The sequence below is a fragment of the Micromonospora noduli genome (genome assembly GCF_003264475.1).
Taxonomy (GTDB): domain Bacteria; phylum Actinomycetota; class Actinomycetes; order Mycobacteriales; family Micromonosporaceae; genus Micromonospora; species Micromonospora noduli.
Genome location: NZ_PYAC01000012.1, coordinates 730,801 through 741,878, shown reverse-complemented (window position 1 = coordinate 741,878; position 11,078 = coordinate 730,801). Strand labels below are relative to the sequence as shown.

Annotated in this window: 10 protein-coding genes; 3 read left to right on the top strand and 7 right to left on the bottom strand. The window is 71.9% G+C overall.

What is annotated here, in order from left to right:
• Positions 1-31: 31 nt before the first annotated feature.
• On the bottom strand, positions 32-745 hold the full coding sequence (locus MED15_RS34245; protein WP_244220487.1) for a DUF2752 domain-containing protein: 714 nt from the start codon (positions 743-745) through the stop codon (positions 32-34).
• 4 nt (positions 746-749) lie between these two features.
• Positions 750-1,979: a winged helix-turn-helix domain-containing protein gene (locus MED15_RS18145; protein WP_112736272.1), complete on the bottom strand. Its 1,230-nt coding sequence runs from the start codon at positions 1,977-1,979 to the stop codon at positions 750-752.
• A 79-nt stretch (positions 1,980-2,058) separates the two neighbouring features.
• Between MED15_RS18145 and MED15_RS18140 the strand changes: the two genes are divergently transcribed.
• Positions 2,059-2,610: a GNAT family N-acetyltransferase gene (locus MED15_RS18140; RefSeq protein ID WP_112586586.1), complete on the top strand. Its 552-nt coding sequence runs from the start codon at positions 2,059-2,061 to the stop codon at positions 2,608-2,610.
• Here MED15_RS18140 and MED15_RS18135 read toward each other — a convergent pair.
• Positions 2,509-3,783: a glycosyltransferase 87 family protein gene (locus tag MED15_RS18135; protein WP_112586584.1), complete on the bottom strand. Its 1,275-nt coding sequence runs from the start codon at positions 3,781-3,783 to the stop codon at positions 2,509-2,511. The genes MED15_RS18140 and MED15_RS18135 overlap by 102 nt on opposite strands.
• A gap of 35 nt (positions 3,784-3,818) precedes the next feature.
• Between MED15_RS18135 and MED15_RS18130 the strand changes: the two genes are divergently transcribed.
• Positions 3,819-4,400 (top strand): GNAT family N-acetyltransferase, encoded by a 582-nt coding sequence (locus tag MED15_RS18130; protein ID WP_112586581.1) that lies wholly within the window; start codon positions 3,819-3,821, stop codon positions 4,398-4,400.
• A 41-nt stretch (positions 4,401-4,441) separates the two neighbouring features.
• Here the strand turns inward: MED15_RS18130 and MED15_RS18125 are convergent, their stop codons facing one another.
• The 4 genes from MED15_RS18125 to MED15_RS18110 form a co-directional block, all read right to left on the bottom strand.
• A complete protein-coding gene (locus tag MED15_RS18125) occupies positions 4,442-5,329 on the bottom strand; it encodes a carbohydrate ABC transporter permease (RefSeq protein ID WP_112736269.1) in 888 nt (295 codons plus the stop codon).
• A 1-nt stretch (position 5,330) separates the two neighbouring features.
• Positions 5,331-6,452: a carbohydrate ABC transporter permease gene (locus MED15_RS18120; RefSeq protein ID WP_181549340.1), complete on the bottom strand. Its 1,122-nt coding sequence runs from the start codon at positions 6,450-6,452 to the stop codon at positions 5,331-5,333.
• A gap of 72 nt (positions 6,453-6,524) precedes the next feature.
• Positions 6,525-7,775, bottom strand: coding sequence for a sugar ABC transporter substrate-binding protein (locus tag MED15_RS18115; RefSeq protein ID WP_112586576.1), 1,251 nt, complete (start codon positions 7,773-7,775; stop codon positions 6,525-6,527).
• 23 nt (positions 7,776-7,798) lie between these two features.
• Positions 7,799-8,788 carry a LacI family DNA-binding transcriptional regulator gene (locus MED15_RS18110; RefSeq protein ID WP_112586574.1) on the bottom strand — a complete coding sequence of 330 codons (990 nt, stop codon included), beginning with the start codon at positions 8,786-8,788 and terminating at the stop codon, positions 7,799-7,801.
• A gap of 145 nt (positions 8,789-8,933) precedes the next feature.
• Here MED15_RS18110 and MED15_RS18105 point away from each other — a divergent pair, with 145 nt between their 5' ends.
• Positions 8,934-11,045, top strand: a complete 2,112-nt coding sequence (locus MED15_RS18105) for a glycogen debranching N-terminal domain-containing protein (protein WP_112736267.1) — start codon at positions 8,934-8,936, stop codon at positions 11,043-11,045.
• Positions 11,046-11,078 lie beyond the last annotated feature (33 nt).

Below are 11,078 nucleotides of genomic sequence, written 5' to 3'. Positions count from 1 at the left end.
CGGGCTGCGCCGGCGGCGGGCGACGGCGCGGTCAGACGTAGAGCGAGGTGAACGGCGCCCAGGGCAGGTTGCGTAGCACCGAGAAGGCCAGCCACGCGGCCAGGAAACCACCGATGACCTTCGAGCTGATCCGCAGCTCGGGCAGTCGCCAACCGAACGCCTGGTTGCCCGCCCAGGCCACGAAGAGGTACGCGAGGAACGGCAGCGCGAAGACGAACAGGAAGTGATGCCGGGCGGCGGCCGGCAGGTCGCCGTGCAGCACGTACCAGAGTGCGCGGGTGCCACCACAGCCCGGGCAGTCCAGCCCGGTGGTGAGCTTGAGCAGACAGGTGGGCGCCGCGTCCGGGTCGGCGTAGGTCGGGTTGCTGAGCAGCGCGTAGCTCATGCCGACGGCGACGCAGCCGACCGCGGCCAGCGGCACCGCCCAGCGCGGGGAACGTTCGTAGAGCCGCAGCACGAACCGGGTGAGCCGGTCCGGCTCAGGCGCCGGGTAGCCACCCGGCGGGGTCGTCGGCCAACCCTCCGGACCCGAGCCGCCGGGACCGAAGCCGGCGGGACCCGAGCCGCCGGGACCGAAGCCAGCGGGACCCGGGCCAGCGGGACCCGGGCCAGCGGGACCGAAGCCAGCGGGACCCGGGCCACCAGAATTGAAGCCACCGGGATTCGTGTCACCGTCGGCCGGCGCCGTGTGGACCGCGCCGGGGGCGGGGTGTGGCTGGTCGACCGGTCCGGGAGCGCTCGTCACGCGCTCACGGTACACCGGACACGCCGGCCAACGCGGCGGTGAGCGGACCGGCCAGATCGCCGGCCGCCGGCGGGGCCACCGCGTCCAGGCCGAGCCAGCCGGCGAGACGGTACAGCTCGGCGGCGAGCGCGACGGCGGTCTCCCCCGGGTCGGCGCCGGGTTCGAGCCAGGCGGCCGGCACCAGCAGCACCCCGGCCTTCCGATCTGCCTTCAGATCGACCCGGGCGGTGAACCGGTCGCCTTGCAGGAACGGCAACACGTAGTACCCGTAGACCCGCTGTGGCGCCGGGACGTAGATCTCGATCCGGTAGCTGAAGTCGAACAGTCTCTCGGTGCGGGCCCGTTCCCAGATCAGCGGATCGAAGGGGCTGACCAGTGTGTTGCCCCGCACCCAGCGGGGCAGCCGGGCGGACGTGTGCAGCCAGGCCGGCTGCCGCCAGCCGGCCACGGTGACCGGCACCAGCTCACCGGCCTCGGCCAGCTCCGCGACGGCCTGCCGGGCGCCGGCCAGCGGCAACCGGAAATAGTCGCGCAGCTCCGGCTCGGAGGCCACCCCGAGGGACCGCGCGGCGAGGGCAACCAACGTTCGGTACGCCTCGGCGTCGGTCGGGGTGGGCGCGGCCAGCACCGCCGCGGGCAGCACCCGCTCGGGCAGGTCGTAGCGGCGGGCGAAGGAGGTGCTGCGCTCGGCGGCGGCCACCTCCCCGGCCCAGAACAGGAACTCCAACGCCCGCTTGACCGCCGACCAGTTCCAACCCCAGTTGCCGGTCTCCCGGGGCGCGTCGTGCTCGATCTCGGCGGCGGTCAGCGGCCCCCGGGCGGCCACCTCGTCCCGGACCCAGGCGACCAGCTCCGGCTGCTCCTGGGCGATCCGCCGCATGCCGCCCCAGGATTCGCTGTGCGCCCGGGCCATCCGCCAGCGCAGCATCGGGTGCAGCTCCACCGGGACCAGCGACGCCTCATGGCCCCAGTATTCGAACAGCTCACGCGGGCGCCGGTAGGCGGCCTGGTCGAGCAACGTGGTCGGGTAGGGCCCGAGCCGGCTGTAGAGCGGCAGGTAGTGCGCGCGTTGCAGCACGTTGACCGAGTCCATCTGGATCAGCCCGACCCGGCCCAGCACGCGACGCAGGTGCCGGCGGGTGGGCACGCCCGTCGGCGCCGGGTCGGCGAAGCCCTGGGCGGCGAGCGCCACGCGGCGGGCCTGGGCGAGCGAGAGTGATTCCGGTGCGGTCATCGTCGGCGACCTTAATTCATCGGTACGACGCCGGTGCGGGAAGCTGGACGTGACGACCAACGGGGCATAGAACGGTGCAATGCTGACCATCCGTCGGGAGGAACCGGACGACGCCGAGGCGGTCGCCCAGGTACACGTGCACGGCTGGCAGGCGGGCTACGCCGGCTTCATGCCGGACGAGGTGCTCGGGCGGCTCAACGTGGTGGCCTGGGCGCAGCGTCGTCGCGACGTCGGCACCGCCGATCCGGAACACCCGTTCACCACAGTGCTCGGCGAGGTGGACGGGTTGGTCGTGGGTTTCACCACCTTCGGGCCGTACCGCCGCAACCAGGACCGGGACGACCTGGACCCGACGGTCGGCGAGGTGGTGGCGCTCTACGTGGAGCCGGCCCACTGGGGTGACGGGACCGCCGCGGCGCTGCTGGACGCCGCCCGGAGCGGGCTCACCGAGCGGGGCTGGGCCGGGTACCGGGCGTGGGTGCTGGCGGACAACCGGCGGGCCCGGCGGTTCTGCGAGCGCGCCGGCCTGTCACCGGACGGTGAGCGGTCGACCTACCAGGTGCCGCTGGCCGGTGGGGGCCCGCCGGTCGGGCTGGTCGAGCTGCGGTACGCCGGACGCCTCGACCACTGACCCGTTCGGGGTCAGCCACCGGCGGATCGGCAGGAAAGCCAGCAGCGCCAGACTGACCCACACGTAGGCGTTGCTGCCCAGGAAGCCGTCGACGCCGGTGAAGTCCTTCTCCCAGAGCCAGACGGTCCGGCTGATCAGCAGCGCGTACCCGATGGTCGCGGTGAGCAGCAGGACCTGCCGTCGGCGGCCGGCCGGCGCGGCCATCGCGTTGTCGACCAGCAGGATCAACGCGGGCAGCAGCCAGACCAGGTGGTGCACCCAGGTGACCGGGCTGACCAGGCACATCACTGCGCCGGTCAGCGCCAGACCGGTCGCCTCGTCGCCGGCCGCGACGGCGGCCCGGGAGCGCCAGGCCCAGAGCGCCAGGGTGCCGAGCACCAGCAGCAGCCACAGCACTGTGCTCGGGTGCTCCGGGTCGAGCCGGGCGACCACCCCGCGCAGCGACTGGTTGGAGACGAAGGCCAGCTCGCCCACCCGCCCGGTGTTCCACAGCGCCTCGGTCCAGAACTCCCGGGACGCGTCGGGGAAGAGCGCGGCGGCCAGCAGCGACACCCCGGCGGCCGTGCCGCTGGCGGTGAGCGCCGCCCGCCACCGCCCGGTCACCAGCAGGTAGACGATGAACACGCCAGGGGTCAGTTTGATCGCCGTGGCGAGGCCGATCCCCACCCCGGCCCACCGGTTGCCGGCCGGCAGCAGCCGCAGCAGGTCCACCGCCACCAGGAAGAGCAGCAGCGTGTTGACCTGGCCGAAGTTGACCGTCTCCCGCATTGGTTCGAACGCGGCGGCCAGGCAGAGCGCCACGGCGAGGGCGAACCACCGGGTCCAGCCGGCGCGGCGGGCGACCGGGTCGACCAGCCACCAGATCAGCACCGTGGTGGTGGCCACGCTGGCGAGCACGCTCACCACGATCGCGGCCGTCCACGGCAGGTACGCCATCGGCAGCATGACCAGCGCTGCGAACGGCGGATAGGTGAAGCCGTACTGGGTGCCCGGCTTGAGATAGTCGTAGATCTCCCCGCCGTCGTGCACCCACCAGGTCAACGCGCCGTAGTAGACCTTCAGGTCGAAGAACCCGTGCCGGACGGCGGCGACGGCGAGGAACCCGGTGACCGCCGCGGCGAGCACCACCACCCCGACGACCTGCGCGGTCGTCCTGTTGGCACCCTGCGCCACCGTCGTCTCCCTCGCCCTGCGTAGGCTTCCGTCCCATGGCTCTCGGGTACGTCCGCCCGGCGCGTCCCGAGGACGCCGGCGAGATCGCACGCATCCAGCTCGCGACCTGGCGGGTCGCGTACCGCCGGATCCTTCCTCGGCATGTGCTCGACAACCTGGACGAGGCGTTCCTCGCCCGGCGGTGGAGCGCCGCGGTGCTGGAGCCGCCCTCGGGCGCGCACCGGGTGCTGGTCGCCGTCGAACAGGCCGAGCAATCGTATCTGGTGGGGTTCGCCGCCTCCGGCCCGGCCGACGGCGAGGCGTTGGCTCCGGGTGAACCGGCCGACGCGCTCGGCCCGGACGTGGCGGCGGTGACCGACCTGCTGGTGGAGCCGCGGTGGGGCCGGCGGGGGCACGGCAGTCGGCTGCTCGCGGCCGCCGTCGACCTGTGGCGCGAGGACGGGATGAGTCGGGCGGTGGCGTGGGCGTTCGACGGTGACGAGGCGACCCGCAAGTTCCTTACCAGCACCGGGTGGGAGCCCGACGGCGCGGCCCGGGCGCTGGACGTCGACGACATGCTGGTGCCCCAGGTGCGCCTGCACGTGGGCGTGCCGACCGAGAAGGTACCGGCCGAGTGAACCGGTGTGGCGGCCCCGGCAGGGCCGCCACACCGGGCCGGTCAGCCCTTGTCCGAGCCGTCGTTGGCGTCGCGGACGAAGTACCGCTGGAACAGCACGAAGATGATCGCTACCGGGATGGTGGCCAGCAGCGCGGCGCCGAGCTTGAGCGGGTACTGGGTGCCCTTGCCGAGCGAGCCACTGACCAGGTCGGCCAACCCGCGCGGCAGGGTGAACAGGTCCGGGTCCTGCACCGACACAAGGCTGTGCGGGAACTCGTTCCAGGAGCCCTGGAACGACAGGATGGTGAGGGTGATCAGCGCCGGTTTCGCCATCGGCAGCACCACCGACCAGAAGGTACGGAAGATGCTCGCGCCGTCTATCCGGGCGGCCTCCTCGACACTCACCGGGATCGACTCGAAGAACTGCTTCATGATGAACACGCCCGCCGCGTCGGCCAGCAGCGGCACCACCAGCCCGGCGTAGCTGTTGTAGAGGCCGAGCTGGTTGAGCACCAGGAACTTCGGGATCAGCAGCACCACCCCGGGCACCGCCATCACCGCGATGACGGCGGCGAACAGCCCGCCGCGGCCGGCGAACCGCAGCCGGGCCAGCGCGTACCCGGCGAGCGAGTCGAAGAAGACCCGGCCGATGCTGACCAGCACCGTCACCAGCAGCGAGTTGCCCAGCCACAGCGGGAAGTTGGTGCCGGCGAAGATCCGTTCGAAGCCGGCCAGCGTGAGCGGGTCCGGAAACGGTGACAGCGGGTTCGCCGCCGCGTCGGGCTCGGTCTTGAGCGCGTTGCCGATCTGGATGACGAACGGGTAGAGGAACACCAGCCCGAAGAAGACCAGCGTGGCGTACCCCAGGAAGCGGGTGGCCAGGGTGCGGGCCGCGTGCTGCTGACGCCGCGCGGGCGCCGCGGCCGGGCGGTCGGTGAGCACGGCCATCTCAGGACCTTTCCGGTACGCGCCGACGCCAGCGGCCTCGGCGCGGCCGGTCGGTGTCCCGCTCGGCCAGCGCCCGGCGCTGGATCACTGTGAGCACGATGATGATCAGAAACAGGACGAAGGAGATCGCCGCGCCGGAGCCGTAGTCGAAGTCCCGGAAGGCGGTCCGGTACGACAGGTACGCCGGGGTGAGCGTGGTCTTGGCCGGGTCACCCTGGCTCATCACGTACACCTGGTCGAAGACCTGCCAGGAACCGATCATGCCGAGGGTGAGCACCAGGAAGGTGGTGGGCCTGATCATCGGCAGTGTGACGTACCGGAAGCGCTGCCACCGGGAAGCGCCGTCGAGGGTGCTCGCCTCGTCCAGCGTGACCGGCACGTTCTGCAGCCCGGCCAGGAACATCAGCATGAAGGTGCCGGAGGTGGTCCAGACGACCAGCGTGATGATCGAGATCATCGCGACGCTCGGGCCGGCCAGCCAGTCCCACCAGGTCAGCCCGAACGGGCCGCCGCCGGCCAGTGCCGCCGGTGGCGAGTCGACGCCGACCGCGCCGAACAGCAGGTGCAGCACGCCTCGGGAGTCGGCGAACCACTCCGGGCCGTCGATTCCGAGGAAACCGAGCAGGGCGTTCACCGCGCCGGAGTTGGCGAAGAGGAACAGGAACACCACGCTGATAGCTACCGAGCTGGTCACCGAGGGGAAGTAGAAGGCGCTGCGGAAGAAGCCCTTGCCCTTGAGCATCCGGTTGTTGACGACCAACGCCAGTCCGAGAGCGAGCACGGTCTGCGCCGGCACCACGATCGCCACGTAGTAGATGTTGTTGCGGATGCTGGTCATGAAGTCGCGGCGGGCCAGCCCGTCCTCGGTGAACAACTGGGTGTAGTTGTGCGCGCCGACGAACGGGACGTCGCCGGTGAACGGGCTGCCCTGGCCGTTCCAGTCGGTCAGGCTGACCCAGAGCGCCATCAGGATCGGCAGCAGCAGGAACAGCCCCAGAATGACGATCACCGGCGCGACGAAGAGCCAGCCGGCGAGGTTCTCGTTGCTCCGGATGCCGCCCCTGCGTCGGCGGGGGCCGACCCCGCCCGCGGTCGCCGCGGCGGTCAGTGTCTCGGTTGCCATCTTCCCTCCCTTCTTCTCTCCGGCCGACGTGCGGCAGGGGCCCCGGTGTTCGCCGGGGCCCCCGCCATCACCTCAGCTGCCGCCGAGCGCCGCCTTGGCGTTCTTGTCGAAGTTCTGCAGCACGGTCTTCGGGTCGCCGTTGGCCAGCCCCTGTAGACCGGTGTCGAGGTCCTTGAGGACGCTGTCCATCTTCGGGGCGTTCACCGGGCCCTGGGCGTACGCGGCGCCGTCGATGAACACCTTGTCCGCCGGGAAGGCGGCGGTGTACTGGTCGCGGGCCGACTGGCGGGACGGCATGACACCGAACGCCTTGGCGAAGGTCATCTGCTGCTCGCCGCTGGTCATCGCCTCGACGAACTTGATCGCCTGATCCTTGTACTTGCTCTTCGCGGCGATGCCCCAGCACTGGGTGAAGGAGAGGGTGCCCTGGCCCTTGGGGCCGGCCGGCAGCGCCACGACCTTGTACTTCACGTTCGGGAAGTCGTTCTGCAGGGCACCCTTGATCCAGTTGCCCTCGATGGTCATCACGGCCTTGCCCTTGCCGAACGCCTCACCGGACCAGCCGGCGTCGAGCTGCTTCGGGTACTTGGCCAGGCCGGTGCTGAGCATGGTCTTGACGTACTGGAGGGCGGCGAGGTTTTCCGGGGTGTCGGCCGTGGGCTGCTTGCCGTCCTTGCTCACCAGCCAGCCGCCGTTCTGCACCATGAAGGCGCCGATCCGGTCCCGGGTGTCACCGAGGGCCAGCGGGACCTGCCCCTTGGCCTTGATCTTCTGGGCGACGGCGGTGAGCTGCTCCCAGGTCGTCGGCACGTCGGCGTCGGTCAGCCCGGCCCTGGTCCACAGGTCGGTGTTGATCTGCAGGGCCAGGGTCGAGAAGTCCTTGGGCGCGCAGTAGACCTTGCCGTCGTACGTGAAGGCGCTGCGCAGGCTCTCGTAGAAGTCGCCCGGGTTGCTGATTTTGTCGCCGTACGGCTCGAGGGCGCCGACGCTGGCGTAGTTGGCGAACTGGGCCGCGTCCACGTAGAAGACGTCCGGCGGGGTACCGCCGGCGAGGGCCTGACCGAGCTGCTGGGTGAGGTCCTGTGCCGGGGTGACCGTCGCGGTGTTGCCGGAGCTGCTGGCCCACTTCGCGGCGGCGTCCTGCACGGCCTTGGTCTCGGCCTCGCCGGACGAGCCGATCATGATCTGCAGGCTGGCCGGGCCGCTGGACTGGGCGGTGTCGCCGGAGGAGTCGTCGAAGCCGCTGCCGCAGGCGGCGGAGCCGAGGAGCGCGACGGCGGCGAGGCCGGCCACCGCTGCCCGGGTGATTGTTCGGGGTGCCATGGTTTCTCCTGGTGGGGGTGGGACTACGCGGTGTGCCGCAGTGCCAGCGAGGGCTGGAGCAGCACGGGGGTGGGGGTCTCGTGGTCGCCGTCGAGGACCCCGGTGAGCAGGTCCACGCAGCGGGCGGCGGCCTCGCCGAGCGGTTGGCTGACGCTGGTCAGCCCAATCGCGGCGGCCACCGGCGTGTCGTCGAAGCCGATCACCGACACGGGCGGGTCGACGCCGCGAATCGCCTGGAGGGCGCCGAGGGCGAGTGAGTCGCTGGCGCAGACCACGGCGCTCGGTGCCACGGTGTCGAGCAGGTCGTGCATCAGGCGTTCGCCCTCGGCGATGCCGTCCTCGGTCTCCCGGTGCAGCCCGGTCGGGTCGACGCCGGCCGCACGCAGCGCGTCGCGCCAGCCGGCCCGCCGGTCGTCGCCGACGCCGGAGCCGACCGGCCAGCCGATGAAGGCGATCCGCCGGTGGCCGGCGTCGAGCAGACGCCGGGTGGCCTGGGCGGTGCCGGCGGCGCCGTCCACGTCCACCCAGGGGTGCGCGTCGAGCGCGTCCCAGGGGCGACCGAAGGTCACGAACGGCACGTCCCGGTCGGCGAGCCATTCGGTACGCGGGTCGCCGTGCTTGGTGCCCACCAGCACGAACGCGTCCAACTCGTAGGTGCCGAGCAGGTCGCCGTAGGTGGCGATCTCCCGATCGTCGTCGGTGGCGGTGTAGAGCAGCACCCGGTAGCCGGCGGCGTCGGCGGTCTCGGTGAGGCCGTGCAGGAAGCGGTCGAGCACGGAGCCGTTGATGCCGTCGCGGGTCGGGTCGATCCGGGCGGCGATGAGGCGGGACCGGCCGGTGCGCATCTGTCGAGCGGCCTGGTTGGCCCGGTAGCCGAGCGCGTTGATCGCGTCCTCGACCCGCTGACGGGTCTCCTGCCGCACGATGTGCGGGCTGTTGAGCACGTTGGACACCGTCTGCCGGCTGACTCGGGCGTGCCGGGCCACCGTCGCGATGGTTACCTTTTCGGCCACTTAATCCCTCTCGCCATCTTGAACGATCCAATTTGGATAAGGCAGGATTGGATCGTTCAAGTTTCTGGAATGTTTCGCACTTTGCACCGCCAGGGGCGCGTTGTCAAGATGGCCGCCCCGCACCCCGAGGATCTGGAGCCACACCGTGATCGAACGCCAGCTGCAACCCCTCCTGCACGAGCTGGTCGGGGTGGTCTTCGCCCCGACCAGCGCGCTGGGGGACGCGACCGGGCAGATCCGCCCGACCGGCGTCCAGGGCGTCTTCCACGCCGATGCCCGGGTGCTCTCCCGCGCCGAGCTGCGGGTCGACGAGCGGGAACTCGAAGGGCTGACCCGCGGCGACGACGGGCCGCACGGCGCACACTTCGTGAGCCTGGCCCGCTGGCTCGGTGACCCGACGCCCGACCCCACCGTCCGCGTCGACCGGCTCCGGCGGGCCGCCCGCAACGGCCTCACCGAGGAGCTGCGGATCGTCTCCACCGCCACGATCGGCGTACGGGCCACCGTCTCCGTCGACCTCGGCTGCGACCTGGCACCCATCGAGGTCGTCAAGTCCGGTGGCGGCACCGACGCGCTGACGGCCACGACCGGTCAGCCCGGCACGCTCACCTGGTCAGGCGCCGGGATCACCGTCACCGTCACCGCGCCAGGCGCCGACCTGCTGGTCGACGGCGAGCGGGCCACCGCACCCCGGCTGGTCTGGCCGGTCGACCTGCCCCCCGGCGGCGAGACGGTGCTGCGCTGGCAGGTGACAGTCGACGACCCGCGCGCCGTCGTCGTCGGCCCGGCCGGCGAGCCCGAGTGGTCCCGACCCGAGGTGACCGCCGACGACCGACGGCTGATCCGGCTGCTCGACCGCAGCCTGGACGACCTGCGCGGCCTCCGACTGGCCGAGACCGGCGCACCCGACGACGTGTTCCTCGGCGCCGGCGTGCCCTGGTTCCTCACCCTGTTCGGCCGGGACAGCCTCTGGGCCGCCCGGATGATGCTGCCGCTCGGCACCGACCTGGCCGCCGGCACCCTGCGCGTGCTCGCCCGTCGGCAGGGCACCCGCGTCGACCCGACGACCGGCGAGGCCCCGGGCAAGATCCTGCACGAGCTGCGCCGCCACGCGTTCGCCCTGCCCGACAACGGCCTGCGCCTTCCGCCGGCGTACTACGGCACCGTCGACGCCACAATGCTCTGGATCAACCTGCTGCACGACGCGTGGCGTTGGGGAATGCCCGCCGAGCAGATCGAGCCCCTGCTGCCGCACCTGGAGGCGGCGCTGCGCTGGCTCGGCGAGCACGCCGACCCGGACGGTGACGGCCTGGTCGAGTACGTCGACACCACCGGGCACGGGCTGTCCAACCAGGGCTGGAAGGACTCCGGTGACGCCGTCCGCTTCCACGACGGGTCCCTGGCCACCGCGCCGATCGTGCTGGCCGAGGTGCAGGGGTACGCGCACGAGGCCGCCGTGAACGGCGCGGCCCTGCTGGACGCCTTCGGTCGCCCGGGCGCCGACCGCTGGCGCGAGCACGCCGCCGCACTGGTCGGCCGGTTCCGCAAGAGCTTCTGGGTTGACGGTCGTCACGGACCGCAACCCGCGCTGGCCCTCGACCGCGACAAGCGCCCGGTCGACTCGCTGACCAGCAACATCGGCCACCTGCTCGGCACCGGTCTGCTCGACCGCGACGAGGAGGCCCAGGTCGCGCACCTGCTCACCACCGACACGATGGCCGCCGGGTTCGGGCTACGCACCATGTCCAGCGACGACGCCGGGTTCAGCCCGTTGTCGTACCACTGTGGCTCGATCTGGACCCACGACACCGCGATCGTGCTCGGTGGGCTGGCCCGCGCCGGGCACCGCGAGGCCGCGCTCGGTCTGGCCGACGGGCTGCTCAGCGCGGCCGAGGCGTTCGACTACCGGATGCCGGAGCTGTACGGCGGCGACGACCGGGCACTGGTCAACCGCCCGGTGCCGTACCCGGCCTCGTGCCGGCCGCAGGCGTGGGCCGCGGCGGGCGCGGTGCTGCTGCTCCAGGCCGCCACGGGGCTCTACCCGGACGTGCCGGGCGGCACTGTCCGGCTGGCACCCCTCGCGGGAACAGAGTTCGGTGCCGTAGCGGTCGACGGCCTCCGCGTGGCCGACACCCCGGTGCACGTCACTGTCGACAGCACCGGCGAAGCCACCGTCACCGGTCTCCCCACCCGCCTGACCCCAACCCCGTCCCTCCCCACCCAACGCCGCCCCACAACCCCGTCCCTCCCCCGCTAGGCCGGCCCGACCACCCCGGTGATCTTGCAGTTT

What these genes read in the sequence shown, in the direction of transcription:
- MED15_RS18145 (WP_112736272.1), bottom strand. Translation starts at nt 1,979, where the DNA reads ATGACCGCACCGGAATCACTCTCGCTCGCCCAGGCCCGCCGCGTGGCG.
- MED15_RS18140 (WP_112586586.1), top strand. Translation starts at nt 2,059, where the DNA reads ATGCTGACCATCCGTCGGGAGGAACCGGACGACGCCGAGGCGGTCGCC.
- MED15_RS18130 (WP_112586581.1), top strand. Translation starts at nt 3,819, where the DNA reads ATGGCTCTCGGGTACGTCCGCCCGGCGCGTCCCGAGGACGCCGGCGAG.
- MED15_RS18125 (WP_112736269.1), bottom strand. Translation starts at nt 5,329, where the DNA reads ATGGCCGTGCTCACCGACCGCCCGGCCGCGGCGCCCGCGCGGCGTCAG.
- MED15_RS18120 (WP_181549340.1), bottom strand. Translation starts at nt 6,452, where the DNA reads ATGGCAACCGAGACACTGACCGCCGCGGCGACCGCGGGCGGGGTCGGC.
- MED15_RS18115 (WP_112586576.1), bottom strand. Translation starts at nt 7,775, where the DNA reads ATGGCACCCCGAACAATCACCCGGGCAGCGGTGGCCGGCCTCGCCGCC.